The sequence below is a fragment of the Paenibacillus sp. FSL R7-0345 genome (genome assembly GCF_038595055.1).
Taxonomy (GTDB): domain Bacteria; phylum Bacillota; class Bacilli; order Paenibacillales; family Paenibacillaceae; genus Paenibacillus_AQ.
The window spans coordinates 3,632,202-3,653,833 of sequence record NZ_CP152002.1; the positions used below are offsets into that span (position 1 = coordinate 3,632,202).

16 protein-coding genes, 1 pseudogene and 1 riboswitch are annotated in these 21,632 nt (G+C 44.0%); of the genes and pseudogenes, 14 read left to right on the forward strand and 3 right to left on the reverse strand.

The features are described 5' to 3' along the window. The first annotated feature begins 316 nt into the window (after positions 1–316). The 7 genes from NST84_RS15385 to NST84_RS15415 all read left to right on the forward strand — a co-directional run bounded on the left by NST84_RS15385 (position 317) and on the right by NST84_RS15415 (position 8,765). The gene (locus tag NST84_RS15385) at positions 317–1,789 is read left to right on the forward strand and encodes a 4-hydroxyphenylacetate 3-hydroxylase N-terminal domain-containing protein (RefSeq protein ID WP_342561067.1); all 1,473 of its coding nucleotides are present in this window, start codon (positions 317–319) and stop codon (positions 1,787–1,789) included. A 587-nt stretch (positions 1,790–2,376) separates the two neighbouring features. Continuing rightward, positions 2,377–4,155, forward strand: coding sequence for a nickel ABC transporter substrate-binding protein (gene nikA / locus NST84_RS15390; protein WP_342561068.1), 1,779 nt, complete (start codon positions 2,377–2,379; stop codon positions 4,153–4,155). A 24-nt stretch (positions 4,156–4,179) separates the two neighbouring features. After that, a complete protein-coding gene (gene opp1B / locus NST84_RS15395) occupies positions 4,180–5,112 on the forward strand; it encodes a nickel/cobalt ABC transporter permease (protein ID WP_342561069.1) in 933 nt (310 codons plus the stop codon). Beyond that, positions 5,113–6,006, forward strand: coding sequence for a nickel/cobalt ABC transporter permease (gene opp1C / locus NST84_RS15400; RefSeq protein WP_342561070.1), 894 nt, complete (start codon positions 5,113–5,115; stop codon positions 6,004–6,006). Positions 6,007–6,011: 5 nt separating this feature from the next. Next, the gene (locus tag NST84_RS15405; protein ID WP_342561071.1) at positions 6,012–6,833 is read left to right on the forward strand and encodes an ABC transporter ATP-binding protein; all 822 of its coding nucleotides are present in this window, start codon (positions 6,012–6,014) and stop codon (positions 6,831–6,833) included. Then, the gene (locus tag NST84_RS15410; protein ID WP_342561072.1) at positions 6,820–7,602 is read left to right on the forward strand and encodes an ABC transporter ATP-binding protein; all 783 of its coding nucleotides are present in this window, start codon (positions 6,820–6,822) and stop codon (positions 7,600–7,602) included. The genes NST84_RS15405 and NST84_RS15410 overlap by 14 nt, the downstream gene beginning before the upstream one ends. Then, positions 7,599–8,765, forward strand: coding sequence for an MFS transporter (locus tag NST84_RS15415; protein WP_342561073.1), 1,167 nt, complete (start codon positions 7,599–7,601; stop codon positions 8,763–8,765). The genes NST84_RS15410 and NST84_RS15415 overlap by 4 nt, the downstream gene beginning before the upstream one ends. Before the next feature lie 344 nt (positions 8,766–9,109). Here NST84_RS15415 and NST84_RS15420 read toward each other — a convergent pair. Further along, a pseudogene (locus NST84_RS15420) lies at positions 9,110–9,757 on the reverse strand (transposase). A gap of 773 nt (positions 9,758–10,530) precedes the next feature. Between NST84_RS15420 and NST84_RS15425 the strand changes: the two are divergent. Further along, complete coding sequence (locus NST84_RS15425) at positions 10,531–11,889, forward strand: TrkH family potassium uptake protein (protein ID WP_342561074.1); 1,359 nt, start codon at positions 10,531–10,533, stop codon at positions 11,887–11,889. A 219-nt stretch (positions 11,890–12,108) separates the two neighbouring features. On the opposite strand, the gene NST84_RS15430 is transcribed toward NST84_RS15425, so the two are convergent. Beyond that, entirely contained in the window at positions 12,109–12,975 is an 867-nt protein-coding gene (locus NST84_RS15430) for an alpha/beta hydrolase (RefSeq protein WP_342561075.1), read from the reverse strand. 368 nt (positions 12,976–13,343) lie between these two features. Here NST84_RS15430 and NST84_RS15435 point away from each other — a divergent pair, with 368 nt between their 5' ends. From NST84_RS15435 to NST84_RS15460, 6 genes are all read left to right on the forward strand, one after another. Next, on the forward strand, positions 13,344–14,582 hold the full coding sequence (locus NST84_RS15435) for a cation:proton antiporter (protein WP_342561076.1): 1,239 nt from the start codon (positions 13,344–13,346) through the stop codon (positions 14,580–14,582). A gap of 51 nt (positions 14,583–14,633) precedes the next feature. Then, on the forward strand, positions 14,634–16,214 hold the full coding sequence (locus NST84_RS15440; RefSeq protein WP_342561077.1) for a ClC family H(+)/Cl(-) exchange transporter: 1,581 nt from the start codon (positions 14,634–14,636) through the stop codon (positions 16,212–16,214). 68 nt (positions 16,215–16,282) lie between these two features. Next, positions 16,283–16,421, reverse strand: a riboswitch (cyclic di-AMP (ydaO/yuaA leader). A gap of 453 nt (positions 16,422–16,874) precedes the next feature. After that, the gene (locus tag NST84_RS15445) at positions 16,875–17,540 is read left to right on the forward strand and encodes an HAD-IA family hydrolase (protein ID WP_342561078.1); all 666 of its coding nucleotides are present in this window, start codon (positions 16,875–16,877) and stop codon (positions 17,538–17,540) included. A 42-nt stretch (positions 17,541–17,582) separates the two neighbouring features. Beyond that, on the forward strand, positions 17,583–18,800 hold the full coding sequence (locus NST84_RS15450; protein ID WP_342561079.1) for a mannitol-1-phosphate 5-dehydrogenase: 1,218 nt from the start codon (positions 17,583–17,585) through the stop codon (positions 18,798–18,800). Positions 18,801–19,153: 353 nt separating this feature from the next. Beyond that, complete coding sequence (locus tag NST84_RS15455) at positions 19,154–19,636, forward strand: Na+/H+ antiporter subunit E (RefSeq protein ID WP_342561080.1); 483 nt, start codon at positions 19,154–19,156, stop codon at positions 19,634–19,636. Between the two features lie 62 nt (positions 19,637–19,698). After that, the gene (locus tag NST84_RS15460) at positions 19,699–20,514 is read left to right on the forward strand and encodes an alpha/beta hydrolase (protein ID WP_342561081.1); all 816 of its coding nucleotides are present in this window, start codon (positions 19,699–19,701) and stop codon (positions 20,512–20,514) included. A 625-nt stretch (positions 20,515–21,139) separates the two neighbouring features. On the opposite strand, the gene NST84_RS15465 is transcribed toward NST84_RS15460, so the two are convergent. Further along, positions 21,140–21,616 carry a DinB family protein gene (locus tag NST84_RS15465; RefSeq protein ID WP_342561082.1) on the reverse strand — a complete coding sequence of 159 codons (477 nt, stop codon included), beginning with the start codon at positions 21,614–21,616 and terminating at the stop codon, positions 21,140–21,142. Between the last annotated feature and the right edge of the window lie 16 nt (positions 21,617–21,632).

Sequence of the window (21,632 nt, forward strand, 5' to 3'; positions counted from 1 at the left end):
GGTAAGAGCTGCTTATAAACTGACAAGTGAAAAGAAAACGTTTCGGAATTTAGAATATAGTCCCACAAGAGCCCGCGCCCAGCGCGGGTTTGTTGTTTTTAAGGAACAACGTTCTTGTCTTTTGCTCAGGGCAAGAACTTGCCCCCATTGCCGAATTGATAATTATCTAAGTTATTTGTGCTAAGTAGTAATATGTTTGACTTGAGATTGATGGAAAGTAAATGTTTGAACATGGACAATGTACTGCTTTCAACGGTACAACGTATTTTATAGCAACTGGATTAGTCATATTGGCTGAACCGTTGAATCTTCATGAATGGGGTGGTGGGCCACGGCAGTTAAGAACGGCAAGGAATATACCGAGCGTATCAACCGCCAGCAAATCAATATATGGTATCAGGGTAAAACCATCAAAGGGCCTTTATCCAGCCATCCCGCTTTCAACGGATTAATGAAGACCCAAGCTGAAATGTATGATATGCAGCATCAGAAGAAAATCATGGAACAACTGACCTTTCAGAGCGGGACTGACGGGGAGCGTTACGGACTTTCCTTCCTGGCACCGAGAAGCAAGGAAGACCTGGTTCGCAGGAGAATCATGATGGAATTGTGGGCAGAGAAGCACCATGGGTTTTTAGGGAGATCACCAGATTATATGAACACGACGCTGATGTCTTTATATACCGCAGCTCATCTGTTACAAGAATACAATCCGGAATATGAAGATAATCTCAAAAAGTACTATGAATACTGCCGAAGTCAGGACATCACATTATCCCATGCATTCATTCAGCCGTTTGCCAGCCGATTGTCCGAGCTGGTGGACGAGTTTGATGATTCCATTACAGCTAAAGTTATCGATCACACGGAGAACGGAATTGTGGTAAGCGGTGCTTTTATGATGGCTACGCAGGCTGCAACCTGTGATGAAATACTGGTGTTTCCTTCACCTTTACCTTCCATGCTGGAACAGGATAATCCATATGCCTTTGCATTTGCCGTTCCCAATGATCTGGAAGGAATGACCTTCATTTGTCGGGAGAGTTATTCAGGCTCATCTCATTATGATCATCCGCTGAGCAGCAGATTTGAAGAAATGGACGCCATGGTTATCTTTGATCACGTGTTCATACCACGCAACCGTATCTTTTACTTAGGGAAGGAAGAGATTGGAGAGCGGCTGTTCAGCGAAGGGAATTTTCACAGCCATACCGGCCATCAGGTGCTTACACGATACATTGCCAAGACGGAATTTCTTCTCGGCCTGGTCTCTAAATTGTCGGATGAACAGAATATCTCGCTCGAACCGGTTACTATAGAGCGGATATCTCGGATTTTGACCATGCTTGAAAATTTGAAATCTCTTCGCCTGGCTTCGGAAATGTTGGCAGAACCGGATTCCAAGGGCTATTATGTGCCGGCCAAAAATCCGCTGATTGCTGCTACGATGCAGTATTCCTCTTTTTATCAGGAGATGCTGGGTATGCTCCAGGACATCAGTTCCAGCAGTCTCGTTATGCTTCCTTCCGAGACAGATCTGGAATCTGATGCCGGCGACTTTATCCGTCTTTATCTTAAAGGACAGGATACATCCGCCTGCGACCGGATTTCTCTTTTCCGGCTGTCCTGGGAGCTGGGTGTCGGCCCCTTCGGCGGCAGACAGAAACAGTTTGAGCGCTTTTTCTTTGGAAACACCCGTACGCTTACTTCCCGAATGTATAACGGGTACAGTCTGGACAAATACAAAGCGATGATTGAGGAATTTCTGCACCGCGGGGAAACCCGCTAATTCCAGAAAAGTGGCAATTCTAGCCTGAACTTCACTGCATGGAAAGAACACCAAACGGATTTCTCAGATTGTTGAGAAACCCAGGTCTTTTAAAGACTCCGGGTTTCTTTTGTATTTCAATGTCGATCTGCAAAGGGGCAGTAATATCCGGATATTAGGATCTGGCCCAAAAAGAACGAAAAAACATTTCTCAATAAAAAGCATAGGATGTACGAAAACTTTCCCTGTACCTTACCCGGGTATCAGCAGGAAAGCTTTTTTTTGTACAAGAGTATTCCCGGATAATCCAAAAAGAATATATTGACCAAAGCAATAAACATGGATATAATTTACACTGTTAATCGTAATAATTACTATTAATTTTTATACCATTCATTAGTATACAGGAGGTGAGGACTGCTTCAGAAAATATCGTTCGCCAAAGAATCATGTATTGAACAGGAATTCGGGAGCTTCCACCTCAGCTCTGATTCAAAGGTTGTAATGATCGGGTCAGGAGCCCATACGTCTGGTAACAGGGGAAATACATGATTTCGGGCTAGAAATAAAGTCAGCGACTCATATTATTTTTAATTCAACGGTTTAGCATGACTGCAGATGCTTATCTGAGTGTATTAAGTAGCCTTAACAGGGATGTACTGGCGCATGTAAAATGCATTCTGTTGATTTCTCCAACTTCAGGCTCTAACAGTCTGCTTCACCCATACATACAAAAGACCGGCTTGGAAGTGGAAGTAATCAGCTCATACTATGGGGGAAATCAAATGAAACGAAAATTAATTACTTTATTGGCGGCAGTCACGGCGCTGGCTTTGCTAGCCGGATGCGGTAAGGCGGAGAACGGACAAACCGATGTGTCCAGTCCAAAGCAGGAGCTCGTTTACGCAACAGTCAAGGATATTAACGATATGAATCCGCATCTTTATCCAGGCTCAATGCCGGCCCAAGGAATGGTTTACGAATCATTGGTTGAAAACACTCCTGAAGGAATCAAGCCGCTGCTGGCAGAATCCTGGGACATCTCTGAAGACGGAACTGTATATACCTTTCATCTAAGACAAGGTGTTACCTTCCACGATGGAGAGCCGTTTAATGCGGAGGCAGTCAAGCAGAATATCGATGCAGTTCAGCATAATGCGGTCAAGCATTCATGGATCAGGCTGTCCACCAAAATTATCGATACCAAGGCAGTGGACGAAAACACCTTCCAGATGACTTTGTCAGAACCCTATTATCCTGCTTTGCTTGAGCTCTCCATGACCAGACCCTACGTCTTCCTGTCACCGAAAGACTTTATTAACGGGGAAACCAAAGATGGAGTGAACGGTCACAACGGAACCGGCCCTTATCGGCTCACCGAACACCAGACAGATCAATATGCTATTTTTGAAGCAAATCCTGATTACTGGAACGGCGCACCGGAGATTAAGAAAATTACCGCAAAGGTGCTTCCGACAGGAGAAACAACATTCCTGGCCCTGCAAAAAGGGGAAGTTAACTTTATTTTTACTGATGACAGGGGAACCGACAGTATTGATACAGAGGCAATGGACTGTCTAATTGAAGCCGGGGATTATCAAGTCGTTAGAAGTGAGCCGATGAACACGAAAGTAATTGTGGCCAACAGCAGCAAAGCTGGAAGTCCTGCACAAGAAAAAGCAGTCCGTGAAGCGATCTGGCATGCGATCGACCGCGAAAGTATCGCCAATCAAATTTTTAACGGTAAAGAAACGCCCGCTGAAACTTTGTTTTCGGCCAACGTGAACTATGCAGATATCGAATTGAAGACGCGCACCTATGATTTACAGGCGGCAGCACAGCTGCTGGACGATGCAGGCTGGACAGTCTCAGAAGGCGGAATCCGCTCTAAAGAGGGTAAGGTTTTATCCATGGAGCTCTATTATGATGCAGCTTCCATATCTCAGAAGACACAAGCTGAATTGATCCAAAATACCGTAAAAGGGATCGGCATGGAGCTGAAGCTGATCGGCGAAGATTCCTCCTCTATCGCTAACCGGAGAGCTTCAGGGACTTATGATTTGTTGTTCAACCAGACATGGGGCCTAGCATATGACCCGCAAAGTACAGTTTCTGCATTTACCTCCGAATCCTCTTACTATCATGCAACAAGCGGTATCGCTCAAGCAGAGCAGCTCTTTGAAAAAATCAATAATGTTATGGCAACCACTACAGAGGACCAGCGAAAATCACTGTACACGGACATCCTGACGATTGTCCATGATGAGGCCATCTTCATTCCAATTACGAACGGAAATCTTACTGTAGTCGCTCCAAGCAGCTTGCAGGGCATCGCCTTTAAGCAAACGCAATTTGAGTTGCCTTTCGAGAATATGCATTTTGAATAACCGGTTACGGAAAGGAAGGTCTTTATGGGCATCTTTATCCTCAAAAGATCATTGCTGGCGGTTCCGCTGCTGATCATTATCTCATTCCTGAACTTTGCTCTGAATAACCTCTCACCGCTAGACCCGGCCGAGGTTGTTCTCCGGGCACAAGGAGTCCCGCAAGTCACTGAAGCCTTGCTCATGGAGACCAAAGCTGCACTCGGCATGGACCGGCCATTTCTGATCCGTTACTTTTATTGGCTGACCTCCTGCCTCCGCCTGGACTTCGGGGACTCTTATATCACGGGTACAGCAGTGTGGGCGCTGCTTGGCCCGGCTTTTATGAACACGCTCAAATTAACTATGGTATCGGTGATTGCTATACTGGCGGTTTCCGTCGGACTCGGAATCCTCTGTGCGCTGAAGGAAGGCAGGCTGCTTGACCGTTCTATCCGGGGCGTTTCATTCTTCCTGACTTCCATGCCGTCGGCATGGCTTGCAGCAATGATGATCTGGTATTTCTCAGTAAAGCTGGATTGGCTGCCGACCAGCGGAATGGATTCCTGGGCCAGTTACATTCTGCCGGTGATCGTCCTTACTGTCAGCTATGCAGGCATTTACTTCCGTCTTGTCCGCAGCTCCATGCTGAGCCAGTTGTATGAGGACTACACGCTATATGCCAGAGCCTGCGGTCTGCAGGAGAGGAAAATTACACTTAGAATGTTAAAGAACTCTATGCAGGTTGCTACTTCTGTGTTCTGTATGGCGGTCCCCATTATTCTGGGGAGTACAGTTGTCGTCGAAAGCATCTTCGCCTGGCCCGGTTTAGGTCCATTAACCGTAAATTCAATCCTGGGGAGGGATTTTCCGGTCATCCAGGCTTATGTCCTGGTACTGGCCGTTTCCTTCGTGCTGTTTAATACACTCTCGGATCTCATTAATGCAGCACTGGACCCCAAGTTAAGAAAGGAGTTCTAAATGAGCGTATTGCAAAAGATATGGGGGGACAAGCTTGCTGCCTTGTCCCTCACGATCATCGTGCTGACCGCAGCTGCGGGAATCTTAGCACCTTGGTTAGCGCCCCATAGTCCAGAGCAAGTTCATATGGAGCTGCGCTATGCTCTACCGTCCTGGAAATTCCTGCTTGGCAACGATCATTTGGGACGCTGTGTATTATCCAGATTAATTTACGGCATACGTCCCAGTGTCCTGTGGGTATTTGTTGCGATGGCCGTATCTGCGCTTTTCGGGGCATTGCTGGGATTGCTGGCCGGTTATTTCAGGGGAAAGACAGACAGTGTGATCATGAGGGTCTGTGACGTAATGCTCTCCTTTCCCGGTTATGTCATGTCGCTGGCTGTAGTAGGGATATTGGGGCCGGGAATCCAGAACATTCTAATTGCCTTTGTCGTTATGAAATGGGCCTGGTTTGCGCGTGTCATCCGCTCTTCGGTCCTGCAGTATGCCGATGCAGACTATGTAAGATTTGCCAAAACGAGCGGAATGGGCAATATGACAATTATGATAAAGCATATCATGCCTGTGGCGCTTCCGGATTTTGCCGTCATTGCAAGCAGTGCGTTCGGAACGATGATTCTGCAAATCTCCGGACTGTCCTTTCTTGGTTTAGGGATCGAGGCGCCTCATGCGGAATGGGGCATGATGCTGAATGAAGCCAGAGGGGTAATGTTCTCCCGGCCGGAGCTTATGCTGGCTCCAGGGCTGGCCATCGTCATCATAGTATCAGCGGTAAATTTCTGCTCTGATTCCCTGCAAGTAGCCTTAGATCCAAAATTGCAAAGAAAGCCTTCCAAACCGCGGCGGGCATTTACGAGATTTTCTGCCAAACTGAAGGGGGAAGAGGTGGCATAACTTCCATGAACACGCTGGAGGTTTCAAATTTACGATTATGGGATGCTTTAACGGATACGATCCTTGTCAAGGACAGCTCTTTTCAGATCAAGCCCGAGCGCTGTCTGGCTATTGTAGGGGAGAGCGGGAGCGGGAAGTCTGTAACCTGCCGGGCGATTATGCGGCTGAACAGGTCCAACATTAGGCAGAGCGGAAGCATAAAGCTTAACGGAATGAATCTCACCGGACTCTCTGATCAGGAAATGCGGAAGCAAAGGGGCCGGCAGCTATGCCTGATTATGCAAAACGGGATGCGCGCTTTCGACCCTTCCAGCGTTGTCGGCAATCATTTCAAAGAGACGCTGAAGCAGCATTATGGTTGGAGCAAAACGGAAATTATTGCGAAGATGGCCGTCGCCATGGAAAACGTCATGCTTAAGGACCCGGTGACGCTGATGAATAAATACCCGCATCAGCTATCAGGAGGCATGCTGCAGCGGATGATGATTGCGCTGGCCATCGTCCTGAAGCCAACGCTGATTATCGCCGATGAACCGACATCCGCACTGGATACATTATCCCGGTATGAGGTTATGGAGCAGTTCATTTCCCTGAAGTCCGAGACTGGCTGTTCTATGATTTTTGTCTCGCATGATCTTGGCGCGGTAAAACGGATTGCTGATGATATCGTCGTTATGAGGGACGGCGAGATTGTCGAGAGTGGAGCGGCTGCCGAGATTTTTACCAACACCAAACATGCTTACACCAAATATCTAATCGAAGCGAAGCAGGCACTGAACAGCCACTTCATCCGGAGTATGGGAGGTCTTAAGCTTGTTGACCGTTAATCAGGTGGATAAATCATATTCTAGCGGGGGATTGTTCTTCAGCAGGAACAAGCAGGTGTTGCATCATATCAGCTTTGCCTTGGAGGCTGGCGAGGTGCTAGGCATCATCGGAGAGAGCGGAAGCGGGAAATCAACTTTGGGACGTCTGCTGCTTGGCATCGAGAAGCCGGACCACGGCACGATTCAATTTGAAGGCAGGGATATAGGGGAGCGGGCCGGCAGAAAGGGAAAGATCAGTGCTGTATTTCAAGATTATACCTCTTCAATCCATCCCTATTTCACTGTGGAGAAGGCATTGGCGGAACCGCTCAAAATTCAAGGACGTAATCATATAGAAGTCGATCAAAAAATTGACAGCCTGTTACGTGAAGTAGGCTTGGACAGCTCTTACCGGAAAAAGTATCCCCATGAGCTGTCGGGAGGACAAGCACAGCGGGTGTGCATTGCTAGAGCAGTTTCAACGGATCCTCATTATATTCTCCTGGATGAAGCCGTCAGTTCTCTGGATGCATCTGTTCAGTTCCAGATTCTGGAGCTACTGAAGAAGCTGAAAGAGACGTACGGCATGAGCTATATTTTCATTACGCATGATCTTCAGGCAGCTGCCTATTTGTGCGACCGGATGATGTTTATCCGCGGCGGTCAGATCGAAGAGATCATATCCGCCCAGCGATTAAACGAGGTGCAGTCTGAATACTCCAAAGCGATGCTGCAGATGGCATTACGTTTAACAGACAGCAGAGATGGGAAGGGGAGAAACATATTGTGAGGGGAGCTTTGGCTTGGCCCTTTATGAGATTATATTTATTGACACTTTTCTACTTCAGTTCAAATTCGATTCTGAATGTAATTATACCTTTAAAAGGTGAATCACTCGGTGCAAGCAACTCGACTATAGGTATAGTCATGGGAGCTTATTTGTTTACAACGATGTTCCTGCGGCCCTGGGCAGGTCAGGTCATCTACCGGCAGGGCCCGGTAAAAATGCTGCGGATCATCCTAATCATCAACGCCCTGGCTTTGTCACTGTATACGATTACCGGTTTAGGCGGCTATTTCTTTGCACGGATGCTGCAAGGGGTGTGCACAGCCTTTTTCTCCATGTCGCTGCAGCTTGGCATTATCGATTCGCTGCCTGAAAAAGACCGTTCGCAAGGCATATCCATGTATTCGCTCTGTGCCTCAATGCCCGGGGTCATAGGACCGTTCTTGGCACTGAATATTTGGGAGTCTGGAAACATGAGTGTTTTTTCGATAACAATCATTAGCATGGCTGTACTTACCGGCGCTTTTGGCTTTAGTGCTACGATGGAAGCGCCAGATAAACGTCCATTGCCACAGCAAGCTGACAGGCAAGGTTCCTTCAGCCAGTTATTCACTAACCCCCACCTGTTTTTATGTAGCATACTGATGCTGGGATCATCTGTTATCTTCGGCGGAGTCACCACGTTTATTCCTTTGTACGCAGGACAGGTACAGCACGCCAGCGCAGCTCTCTATCTGATGTTGCAGGCGGGAACGATTGTAGCCGCAAGATTCTTTTTGCGCAAAAAAATACCTTCTGACGGCAAATGGCATCCTGCCTTTATAAAAGCGGTCATTTTGGCCCTTACTGCTGCTTCCCTGTGTACCGGACTATCCGGTTATGGCGGATTTGTGGTATTCTATTGCGGTGCATTGCTGATGGGATTGGCCCAAGCGATGCTGTATCCGACTTTAACAACCTACTTAACCTTCGCTCTCCCGGAGTCTAATCGCAATGTGCTGATCGGGCTGTTTATTGCTATGGCTGATCTGGGCGTATCGCTTGGTGGAGTATTGCTTGGTCCTGTTGCCGATTTGCTATCCTATTCCTGGATGTATATACTTTGTGCCATGCTTGGATCAGGGTTGTTTCTTTTTATTTCCAGTCAACAGCTGAAACTGAAATGAAGTTAAACGGATTCAAAAACATGCGTATCGTTTTGCGTATGTTTTAGCATTTTTTTAATAACGGTCAGTGAGGCAGAGGTGTTCTTAAAGTGAAAAGCTCGCACAGGAATTTCTATAGAACAGCCAAGAAAGCCGCCGTACAACAATAAAGTAACCCATGACAGGAACGGAGAGGCTTTGCACGGCAGCCGTAGCACAAATGAATCGCCACCCATTCTTAAGGTATTTCAGTTTTGCTGACATCAAGAAATACAAAAGAAATAGTATGAATAGTATGCAGTGTCTAAACTGTATCCTTTTTCTCTTTGTATAAACAGGATTATCGGCTATGTACCAAATTTATATCAATTTCCTTTGAGAAAAGCATAAAAAAAGCTATACATTACTAAATTAACGGAGAACATTATTTCAACACGCGTATATGGATGGTTGTTAATTCGCTTCATAAACTGACTCACATGAAGTCTAGTCTTATAGAATTTTTCAAAAAAGATGTTGTTCACTACGTCAGCTTTGAGCCATAGCCAAAGTCCTTCAACGGGGTTAAGGTTTGGGCTGTAAGGTGGTAGAAAGACAAGCTGCAGACGCGGATGCTCCTTTAGAAACAGTTGTAACTCGGTAGCGTGATGAATCCGACTGTTGTCCAAAATCAGAGCCATTTGGCAGAGTCCAGGTATAACGAGCCTCGAAACCCACATCGATAGGGGAATGCTGCTCCAGCATCGCGGCTAACTGATGACGCTGTTCTTCCGTAAGTTTTGTCGGTTGCCCGGGAGAATGCTCCATTTCTAAACCTGTGAGTCCTTGGGTCTGATAGGCTTGCCAATAAATACTGATTGTTTAGCGCGCACGACTAAGTAGCTCACCTATGTTCTCAAAGGTATGGCCTTCGAGAGAAGGCGAACCGCTAAATATCTTTCGTAAAGCCGTTTGTCTGAAGTTTGTTTCATCGCTGGATTCAATTGCTCAATCTCTTTGGCACTCATTTTCATCGCCGCCTCGAGTTTATTTACTTAGGTATTACCCGATTTGGCGACGCGAAAATTATGTTAGTTTATTAATTACGTTCTATATAGATGAAATTCGATTGGGACCTAAATGGAAATGTCCACATCGAGATGGGCGCAAGAAAGAAGCGATTCAATCCATGAAATCTTATACACCTCAGAAAATTGCAATGCTCGTTATGAGTAACCCTGATGAAGAGAACTTAAAGCTACAAAAGTCAGTTGATAAATATGTGAAAAGATTAAGTTTTTAAAACCCGTCAATTTTCAAAAAGTGGTCATACAAAGACAGTGACCGTTTGAGGGTTTTACGAACAGATTGAAGCGGCAGTAAAAGTAATATGGTTTATCTTCATGTTTCATCGGATGATTTTCACCTTCTTTATATGCGCGCATGGATTGGCTGATTTATTCGAGCTTAAGCAGCCATTTCACCTTTCTTATACCTTTGGCACTGTTAAGCATTCCATTGGCCATGCTAGTTTGGGATAATCCATCGGTTACAGCAGAAATAACAGCTGTCTGGCCGACAGGGGTTATCTTCTTTAATATCTTATTGCCTTTGTCTTGGCTTATATTTGGTAAAATCAAACAAATATTGATAACCAGGCAGAGCTCCAATGTTATCGTGTTCCCTTTACTTCTTACTCGGGTAAATATATAATTGCTCTAATTGTTGACCACAAAAATGAGGAGCCTGCGTGCAGCAGGCTCCTTCTGTAATTATTATTATTATTAGCCAGACAGGAGCTAACACGATGCCAAAAATAAAGATTCCCTTATTTGTTAGGAACTTAAACTTAACATCATCAAGAATCATTTTCCTGGGCTTTGCAGTGCCTTTAATTGTTGGAGCTATATTACTGAATTTGCCGTTTTCTTCTTCAACAGGGGAAAGTGTGGGGTGGTTGAATGCACTCTTTACTTCGACCTCGGCGATCTGTGTCACTGGATTGGTTGTCATTGACACCGGCAGTGATTTTTCCCATTTCGGGCAGATAGTAATCCTGTTCCTGATCCAACTAGGCGGTTTAGGTTTTATGACATATGGTGTCTTGATTGCCGTAATTATGGGCCGGAAGATAGGATTAAAGGAACGCATGCTCATTCAGCAATCTGCTAATGCAGTTACGCCTCAAGGGGTTGTTAGGTTGTCACTTAATATCTTTCTGATTTCAATAATTGTTGAGACTGTCGGAGCCGTTATACTTGCTCTGCGGTGGGCAGGTGAAATGGGACCGGCAAGAGCTATTTACTACGGTGTGTTCCATTCTATTTCAGCCTTTAATAATGCGGGATTCGCTTTATGGCCGGACAGCTTAAGCCGATTTGTTGGGGATCCGTTGATTAATATTGTTATCTCACTGTTGTTTATCATTGGTGGGATCGGGTTCATTGTCATCCTTGATTTATACCGGAAAAGAAGATGGCGGGATCTCTCTTTGCATACCAAAATTGTACTCATCACTTCCGGTTTTCTTTGTTTAGCTGGTTTTTTGATTGTATTTATGATTGAACTCTTTAATAGCCGGACCTTTGGCACGCTTTCGTGGAAGGAAAAAATATGGGCTGGATATTTTCAAGGAGTCGTTACACGGACTGCCGGTTTCAACTCTATTGATATTGGAGCGATGCTACCAGCCACCCAGTTTTTCATGATCTTCCTTATGTTCATTGGAGCCTCTTCTGGATCAACAGGCGGCGGTATTAAAACAACTACCTTTACTGTACTTCTTTTGAGTATCATTGCAACGGTAAAAGGGAGCACAGATGTACAATTTTTGAAAAAGCGCATACCACAAGAAATTGTATTCAGGGCGTTGGCTGTAATGACAATCTCAATGGGCGTGGTGCTTACAGCTACATTTCTTTTAACAATAACAGAATATCCGGAACATAATAATTTCCTTGCACTGCTGTTTGAAGCAACCTCTGCTTTTGGCACGGTCGGAATGTCCATGAACCTGACAGCTGGTCTATCCGATGCAGGAAAATGTATCATCATTATTACGATGTTTATTGGAAGACTTGGACCCTTAACCTTGGCTTTTGCCCTTGCTCAAAAGAGTGTAAAACAAAAATATCGTTACCCTGAAGATAAATTACTGATAGGCTGATTCTAAGTAGTTGAAGTAGATAAATCCCATTCCGTTTTGCCTCGTTATCACACCGCTGCATGCTACAACCATGACTAACCCTTTATGTTCTCTATTATAGTCGGTCAGTAAATCTTATCGCAGTCTTAATATGCTGACGAAAGTCATATTACGATCCTCATATAAAGACAGCAGCCTTAGCATAAAATATGATGGATGAATGATAAAGCAAGTATGAGGTTACGAATCTACAGTAGTCAGGAATGAATTCAACTTCTTATGAACAGAATCTGCTCCTCTTCCCAGCCAGATTAGATGTCCCCAGCTTTCAAGAAGACAAAGTTGTGACCCTGAGATATGATATTTTGCAGCATATGCATGCTCAGGTAAAACAGCATTATCATATTTGCTGTGCATGATTAAGGTTGGACATAAAATGCTTTTCATTTCAGGTACAAGAGAAGAGGCCGTTTGCCTTAGGTCAAACATGAAGCCATGATGTGAACGCTGACGCTGAATCATGGCAGAAAATTGGTCGATGTCATCTTCATTCCATTGAAGCATAATTTCAGCAGCCGGAAGTTTGCTGAAGGATGGGAGCATTTGCTTCACGACAACTTTAGGAACGCGGCCACTGAGATAAGAAAGCAGTCTCCATGTGTATTTTTCTCTGGAAGGATGAAATAGTATTCGGGCTGCTTTATAGGTTGTGTCATTTTGATCGTGCCACTTTTGGGCTACTGCAGACTGGAGTATGAGACTGCTGACACGTGTTGGATACTTCGCAGCAAATGTAATACCGGTTGGGCCGCCGGCAGACACAGCTATGACATGGACCTTGCTGATTTGGAGAGCATTCAATAATTGATAATAAGCTTCACAAACTGAATCCAGAGAGGGTCCCAACTCCTTGCTTGTCTTTCCGTAGCCTGCCCGAGAGGGAGTAAGGATACTGTAGCCTTGTTCCAATAGATTACTGTATCCAAGCTCCTCGTGGCAATCAGAGTGTCCTCCATGAAAAAGCAATATCGGCTTCCCTGATCCAACAAGGGTATATTCTATTCTTGATCCATTCTTTAACTGAAATAACTTAGATAATCTCGACATGATCCGCCTCCCCATCTTGTGTTCACAGATATATCTTAAACCAATAAAGTTAGTGCGGGAAGAAGCGATTCTGGTTATATCTCGTCTTAATATCCACCTCTTACGCCTATTATTTAAGCAATAAACAGAAGAAGCCTGCCAACATCGGGCTCTATTTGTGCTTTTTGGTAATGATAAACTCATGGATAATGGGTTATTGAATAGCGACAGGGAGGACGGGTAATGAATAAGGGGACATCTGCTGCGAAATCGCCTAAATAGCGACTATTCATTCACTGCTGTATATAATGATCAAAGCCTTTGAAAAGCGGGCAGATTAAGCTGCATGATACAGATACGAAGCTTAAAATTGAAATAAGGGGTGTACTATGAATCATTTTAATGATGTATTTATTCAGATTTTAATTCTGCTTGCCATATCCATGGCGGTCATTGCAATTGCGAAAAAATGGAATCAGCCCTATTCCATCGCGCTTGTAGTGGTAGGGCTTCTGCTGGGATTTTTACATGTTCCTGTTTTGGTGGAAGCAGAGGCTTTTATCACCCAATCGCATGTATTTCAGGCCATAATCATCTCCTTATTCCTGCCGATCCTCTTGGGGGATGCCACCCTAAAGCTTCCTTTCGCTCATCTCCGGGAACAACATAAGCCGGTGCTGGCCTTAGCTTTTGGAGGAACTCTGCTGTCATTTCTCATCATCGGCCTGGCTGTTTATTGGGGACTCGGCCTTCCGCTTATTGTTTCTTTTACTTTTGCTGCGCTGATGAGTGCGACAGACCCTATTAGTGTGATTTCGATTTTTAAATCTTTGGGTGTCCCGAAGAACATTGTTACTATTATTGAAGGAGAATCTCTTTTTAATGATGGAATTGCTGTAGTACTATTTCAAATATCTTCGGTATACCTGTTGTCTTATATGGAAATGGGCTGGGCAGGGGTTGGCAGCGGCATTTTACTGTTCCTGAAATTTTCTTTAGGCGGTATCCTTATCGGAGCGGTAATGGGCTATTTGTTCTCGCAATTAATCCGTCTGTATGATGATTATCCGTTGGAAATCGGCTTCTCCATGCTGCTGTTCTTCGGGAGTTACTTTATAGCAGAACATTTTCATGTATCCGGAGTTATTGCTGTCGCGGTAAGTGGACTGATCTTTGGGAATTACGGTTCGCGGATAGGCATGTCAGAGACTACCAAGGTAAATATCAATTCTTTTTGGGATGTCATCACCCTGGTAGCTAACTCATTGATCTTCCTGATGATTGGACTTGAGATCAGAAATATTAACTTTACCGATAAATGGCTGCTTATTATAGCTTCGATTCTTATTGTGCTGGCAGGACGGACTCTCGCATTGTATGCCAGTCTTAGCTTTCTGAAGAATTTCCCGGCCTCTTGGAAAGTTGTATTGAACTGGGGCGGATTGAAGGGAAGTCTCTCCATTGCACTCGCATTAAGTCTGCCTGCAACTTTTGAAGGCAGGGAGGATATTCTGGTCTTAACCTTCAGTATTGTCCTGTTTTCCCTTCTGGTTCAAGGGCTGTCCATCAAACCGCTGGTGAAGAAAATGAAATTGACCGGGGATAATGTTATGGAAAAGTCTTTATGAAAGCTGTAAGATAGTAACCGTGTCAAAAAATTAGCAAAGAAGGTCCTGCAATTGAATGAAAATGATACCCGGAAATCGCTGAACATCTGGTTTGATTTTAAGTTCCGGCTGCTGGCCGGCGGAATAGCTGTAGGCGTGCTGTCCGGTGTAGTCGTCGTGTTTTTCCGGTTTGTCCTGGAGTATGTACTGGAACAGGTACTTATTTTTTATCGTTATCAGCTTAATCATTTATGGATCATACCCTTGTGGTTCATCGTTCTGATTGTATCCGGATGGGCAACGGGTATGCTTGTAAAAAAACAGCCTGCGATTTCCGGTAGCGGGATTCCTCAAGTTAAAGCAGTACTCCAGAATAAATTAGAGGTGAACTGGTGGAAAGCAGTATCTGCCAAATTCATTGGAGGAACCGTTAGTATCGGCGCGGGATTATCCCTCGGAAGAGAAGGCCCCTCCATTCAGATTGGCGCATTGGTGGCCCAAGGCTTCAGCAGGTTAATGCGAAGAACAAAAACAGAAGAACATATGCTGATTACCTGTGGAGCAAGCGCAGGACTGGCCGCGGCATTTAATGCACCTATTGCGGGCGTGATATTTGCATTAGAGGAAGTGCATATGAACTTTTCTCCTCTGGTCATGATTGCCGCGCTGGCTTCCTCACTTATGGCCGATTTTGTATCGAAAGAGTTTTTTGGACTGAATCCGGTTTTTCACTTTTCCAGTATTGGCGCGATTCCGCTTAGTCAGTATTTCCATTTGATCCTCTTAGGGTTTATCGTAGGTGCAGCAGGAATCGGGTTTAATAAAGGCATATATGCCTTTCAGGATTTGTACCGGAAAATAACATGGCTGCCTGCTCATTACAGACCGGTCATTCCTTTTGTGATGGCTGGCATTGTCGGGTTATTCCTGCCTTCAGTTCTTGGGGGCGGGAACAATCTGGTCAATGATCTGGTAGCCGGTGCATTTCAAATAAAGTTTCTGCTCATTATCCTGGCAATCAAATTCTTATTCACTATGTTTAGCTACGGGTCGTCTGCTCCTGGCGGCATATTCCTGCCGATGCTGGTAATTGGCGCATTAATCGGTGTAATATACAGCAAACTGATGAATGGTCTGATTGGGGCGCCTGTACTTAGTGAAAGCAGTTTTCTGATCTTGGCCATGGCCGGATTGCTCACTGCCAGCTTAAAAGCTCCGATCACAGGAATTATTCTAATTACCGAAATGACAGGCTCATTTACCAATTTACTCTCCACTGGCGTGGTTTGTCTGGCGGCATACATGACAGCAGAGTTATTCCGCTCTTATCCTGTTTACGAGGTGCTTCTTGAGCGTTTCCTGCACCAGGGCAGAGGAACACGCTCACCTGAATCTTCGGAATCTTCGTCAAAGATTATTCTGGAAATTCCCATTCATCACGGCGCTCTCCTTGATGGCCTCTCTATCAAAGAGTTCTCATGGCCAGCCCAATGTCTGATTGTTTCGGTCAAACGCGGTTCACAGGATATGATTCCTTACGGCGATTTAATATTAAGAGCAGGAGATTATCTGACTATTCTAACGGGGGACCACAATGTTCCTGTTGTTAATAAGTCTTTGGGGCAAGCTGCAAATATCAGCCAGTTTCAATAGCAGGCGGGTCAAAAGAACACAAAAAGAGACCCTTAGCAAGGGTCTCTGGTTAATTAAAGTACATAAGGCAGACCCATCCACTGCTGACGAGGTTAGCTGACGGACTCGGGTAAGATGGTACCCTACACTCCTGTGGAATGATTCGCCCCAATAAACTGGTTCCCCCGCTTTCCGGCTGAAGAACCGGAAATTAAGCGTAATTGCATTATACCCATGAAGCTTTCAGAAGTCAAAAGGCTTTACTGAAGATCTTACAATTGCATATTGTAAACGAAACGTTCAACCCAGATATCTGAAGGGGTTGATTTTTTTTTTTGCTCGTAAAAAAGAGAGGAAGGAGAGGAGAGCTAACCACACAGGTAAATGTTGTAAATGCCAGCATGAAAACCTGTTGCATCAAGGGATTAGGGTTATATTTCCAAAGTGGGCAGCCGAAGAGTACATCCAAAAAACAGCACTGGTTATAGGCTTGTCTCTTCATCAATGTAACCGCAATCATTACGTGATATGTTAGCTGACGTGCTTGACGTAATCTAAAAGCCTTTGTTATGGTTTTTCTAGACAAACGCAAACAAAACAAACTTTTTGTGGCGTATTATTCTTTCTTGCGTGAGCTATTTTGACCAAACCAACCCAATTAAGCCTGAGGAGATGATTGATTTGATCAAGGGTATTATTTTTGACTTCGACGGAACTATTATCGACACAGAGACTGCCTGGTACACTGCTTTTAGTGAGGCCTATGAAGAACATGGAGTGGAATTGACTCTTGAGAAGTATTCAACCTGTATTGGCACGAGTTTGAACAGCTTTAACCCGTATGAATATCTCATAACGGATCTGAAGCTGGATATTGACAAAGATAAATTTAGAACGGATGTTCAGCTGAGACATAGCAAGCTGATGGAGCTCGAAGAGATGCGTCCGGGGATTCAGCATTATCTTGATTCTGCAAAGGATGCCGGACTGCGCATGGGGTTAGCTTCAAGCTCATCCATGGAATGGGTCGGCAGATACCTGGATCAACTGGGGATTAGCGATTATTTTGAATGCATCCGGACTTCTGATCATGTTAAAAACGTGAAGCCTGACCCTGAACTCTATAATCAAACCTTAGCGTATCTGAATATTGCTCCAGAAGAGGCCGTTGCCATTGAAGATTCACCGAATGGTGCGAGGGCAGCGGCAGCAGCTGGTATGAACTGCGTAATTATCCCGAATGCTATTACCTCATTCCTGGAGTTTGATGACGCATCTTCCAAAATAGAATGTCTAAGCCAGCTGGATTTTGAGCAGGCAACTTCCCGGAGCTACTTCAGCAATTAATTAACCTTTACAATCTAAATTCATTCCAAGGGGGACAACGTATTGAGAGCCGTTCATTTTGGGGCAGGCAATATTGGCAGAGGGTTTATCGGACCCATGCTGTCTAACTCAGGGTACAGAGTTTGTTTTGTCGGGAGAAACACAAGCAAAATAACCCAGCTGCAAGGACGGGGCCAGTATTCTATTACATTTGCCAATGAGAATCGGGACCGTTATATTGTCGATAACGTGACTGCGGTCAATCTGGGGGACACTGCAGAGGTAGCGAAGGAAATCGCTAAGGCCGAAATCGTGACTACAGCAGTGGGGATAACGGCTTTAAAAGATATCGCCAGTACACTTGCGCGGGGAATTGAGCTGAGATTGAGCAACGGTGAGCAATCCAAACCGCTTCATGTATTTGCCTGTGAGAACGGAATAAAAAGCAGTCAGCAATTGAAGGAGGCTGTTTACCGGCATTTGAAGCAATCCTGTAAGGAGCTTGCAGATCGTTTTGTCGCTTTTCCTAATGTGATGGTTGACCGGATCGTCCCCGTTCAAAAAAATAAAGATCCACTTGAAATTCTAGTAGAGCCATTCAGTGAATGGGTCATTCCCCGCAGTGATATGATAGGTGATTATAACGAAATTAAAGGCGCACATTATGTGGATTCACTGGATCCCTACCTCGAGCGCAAGCTTTTTACCGTAAACACCGGTCATTGCAGTGCAGCTTACTTTGGATACATGGAAGGTTATCACAGTATTAAGGAGGCCATGTCAGATCCGGGTATCAGATCCCGGGTTCAAGGGGTTCTGCGTGAGACTGGAAGCTTGTTAATTCACCTGTATGGATTTGAACCAGAAGCTCATGAAAAGTATATACAGAAAATGATGGGCCGTTTTTCAAATCCTAACTTTACAGACACCGTTAATCGTGTAGCCCGTTCCCCGCTTCGCAAGCTTTCCCCATCAGAAAGACTGGTTAAACCCGCTATGCTTGCTAATGAATTGGGCTTGGAGACGACATATCTGGTTCTTGCCATTTCTAATGCGCTTTTCTTCGATGATACCAAGGATCAGGAAGCCGTTGTTCTTCAGGAAGCTATCCGTAAACAAGGCGTTAGTGACGTAATTAAAACAAAGCTGGGAATTCCCGTAGAGCATCCGCTTCATTACCAGATTGTCAGGGGATATAATAAGCTTTGTTTGCAGTATCCTCATATGTCGAGTAGCGGATTTCAGTCTATGTTTCTCCGCATTCGTGAATCACACTTTTAAATAATTCGGATAACAACGAAATTAATTAGACTTGAGGTCTTTCGCCATCTTTTACAATATTCATCCAAAAAAAATCTTAATACAATCTTAATGTCTCTGACGAATGCTTAATGTTATCTTAATGACCCCCATGGTATACTTCTGCTTAAAGGAATTCGGCTTATAATAGGCTATAGCAATTTGGAGGATTTCAACTCGCTTAAATAAAGAATCCGGTCTCATTTATAGGCCTATTTCATTCAACAAAATAAGTATTAAACCGGAGGAGCCTGCCAACAGCGGGCTCTTTCTGTGTTTTTACAAACTGGAGCATCTGCTGACCTATGTTTAAAACACAATAAGGAGTGAATAAAGTGGCTTTACAAGGTTTATTAAATCTGTTAATCGCTTTTCTTTGGATGGCGATAAACAACAGCAGTTCCAGCGCAAATTTTATAATAGGGTATCTGTTAGGTCTAGCATTTTTATTAATGTTCCGAAAAGCAAACCCACAGAAAAAGCCGTTTTATCTTTTCCGCTTTTGGGCAATAGTGAAGCTGTTACTCATTTTTTTACGCGAGTTAATTCTCTCGAATTTTGTTGTAATTAGTCACATTCTTCGACCCAAATTAACTATTCGTCCCGGCATTTTTGCATACGAAACTTCATTAACCACACCCTGGGAGGTCACGCTCTTATCTAGCCTAATCTGTTTGACACCGGGGACATTGACCCTTGATATTTCAGGAGACGGTAAGACTTTGTACATTCACGCTATAGACATTAAAGATACTGATAAGCTTGTTGAGCATATAAGAGGGACCTTTGAACAGGCTATTGCAGCAGTAACGCGCTGATTATTTATTATTTGAGAGGAATGGAGTCATCCAGGCGATCAACAATGAAAGGAGCATTTGACATGCCACATGTTCAAGTCAATGGAACTATGATTTATTACGAGATGTATGGAAGTGGTCTTCCTATTGTTTTTATCCATGATTATTCAACCTCTCATCATCTATTTGCACCGCAAACAGAGTATTTCAGTAAACGTGCTAAAGTTATTGTATTTGATTTGAGAGGCAACGGAAAATCAGGTAAGCTGGATGTCGAAACTAGCCGGATTATAGATACTCAATGTGAAGATTTGAAGGAATTAATAGAAACTTTATCTATTGATCGAGCAGTAATTGTAGCCTCCTCCAGTGGAGCCGTACTTGCCCTCAAATATGCCTCACTTTATCCCGGCAGAGTAATAAATCTGATTCTTGTTGACAGTTATTTTAATAGTGATGTAACAGCTTTAGGTAGTAAAGTGATGAATACACTAGAAATCATCGCATGGGCGTCCCATTATCTTCCTGCAGAAATGTTTATCCGTTCTTTAAGAATCACTTATAATAACTGGCTGTTAGCTTATCATATCTTGAAAAAGGAACTTATTCAGCAACGAACCACGGAATTAATTAAGCAGCGACTGGCTCTCCGATACACCATTAATTGTATAGATTTATTAGAATTAAAAATGCCTGCTCTTTATATATCTGGAGACCGCAATAATTGGATACTGGAACAGGTAAAAAAAACGGCTTCTCGATCTCCTCAAGCCCAACTCGCAGTCCTGGAGGATGCAATGTATCCAAGCCATTTGTGCCAGCCTGAGCTCTTTAACCGGCTGCTGCTGGATTATTTAAAGGATCAGCAATGTTTTCAATCAGTTAATCAATACGGATAATTAGAAACCGGATGACCAGTGGGGCGGGCATAGACCTAGCAGTTGTAAAAGCGATCATTGATGTTCCTTCAGGCATGATAATAGGTTAGGGTTTCGGCTTCGGGGGAGAGGGAAACAGGAGAAAACGGGGGAGAAACTACATAAAAAGAATATTTCCGGATAAAAAATATCCTTCGAGATCGTATGTAAAATGTGTATTTAAGTTTTAGACTGAGAAAATAAAGCATTAAATTGTCGATACAGAGATACCGGCAACAAAGCAGAAGGCTTTCCTGAGCATGTAACCCGTCATCATTTTCCTTGTCGAGAATGAATGGATTGAACGGATAACTGATCCGGAAAACCGACGTTATATGAAATTGACACTTTCTCCAAAGGGGCAGATGCTCCATGAACATATTATATCTGTTTTGAATTCTTATTTCGAAACGATTATGAAGGATATCCCCGAGGATAAAAGGGAGCAAATGGACAAGAACTTGCTCCCATTGTTGATTTAATAAGTATCTGTCAATTACTTGTCTGCGGTGCAGTATTTTTGAACGGGAGAAATGTCTTCAACTACTGATTTATTGCTTTGGTTAATTCCTTTAAATTCATACTCATTGAGAGTATATTATAAAACTTAATCCAAACTGTTAACTATGCTCCTGATATTCTTAATCGTCGCAAAGTGCATGGCCTCATGGTAAATTAGAAAACCCAGTAACTGTTCTACCGTTGAATAGGTATTTCCTGTAGACGACTTATAGTGGGGATTAATTTCCTCTTTCCATTTGCTTGAAAGCACCGATTCAACCCTTTCCATTTGTTCAGTTAACAGGCTAATGATTTGAAACTTCGTTGGAGGTTCTATATCCCAGTCAGAAGGTTTAGTTCCCGGATTAAACAACGTGCTAAAATTAGCAGGATAATTCGTTTCTTCCCCGGTAAGCTGGAAAGCAAACTTCTCAAATACAACATACATGTGGCCTAGATTCCATATTATATTGTTTTTCAAGCCTGCCGGAATGACTTCCGCTTCAGAATCACTTATGCTCCGCACATAATCAACGGTCTGACGGCGAACAAATCCCAACTGATCCACGACAAAATGACTCATAATTGTGACCTCCCTT

Bases quoted from the DNA above. Each gene is read 5' to 3' on its own strand.
- NST84_RS15385 (WP_342561067.1), top strand. From the start codon at position 317: ATGGGGTGGTGGGCCACGGCAGTTAAGAACGGCAAGGAATATACCGAG.
- NST84_RS15460 (WP_342561081.1), top strand. From the start codon at position 19,699: ATGCCACATGTTCAAGTCAATGGAACTATGATTTATTACGAGATGTAT.
- opp1B (WP_342561069.1), top strand. From the start codon at position 4,180: ATGGGCATCTTTATCCTCAAAAGATCATTGCTGGCGGTTCCGCTGCTG.
- opp1C (WP_342561070.1), top strand. From the start codon at position 5,113: ATGAGCGTATTGCAAAAGATATGGGGGGACAAGCTTGCTGCCTTGTCC.
- NST84_RS15465 (WP_342561082.1), bottom strand. From the start codon at position 21,616: ATGAGTCATTTTGTCGTGGATCAGTTGGGATTTGTTCGCCGTCAGACC.
- nikA (WP_342561068.1), top strand. From the start codon at position 2,377: ATGACTGCAGATGCTTATCTGAGTGTATTAAGTAGCCTTAACAGGGAT.
- NST84_RS15405 (WP_342561071.1), top strand. From the start codon at position 6,012: ATGAACACGCTGGAGGTTTCAAATTTACGATTATGGGATGCTTTAACG.
- NST84_RS15435 (WP_342561076.1), top strand. From the start codon at position 13,344: ATGAATCATTTTAATGATGTATTTATTCAGATTTTAATTCTGCTTGCC.
- NST84_RS15430 (WP_342561075.1), bottom strand. From the start codon at position 12,975: ATGTCGAGATTATCTAAGTTATTTCAGTTAAAGAATGGATCAAGAATA.
- NST84_RS15425 (WP_342561074.1), top strand. From the start codon at position 10,531: ATGCCAAAAATAAAGATTCCCTTATTTGTTAGGAACTTAAACTTAACA.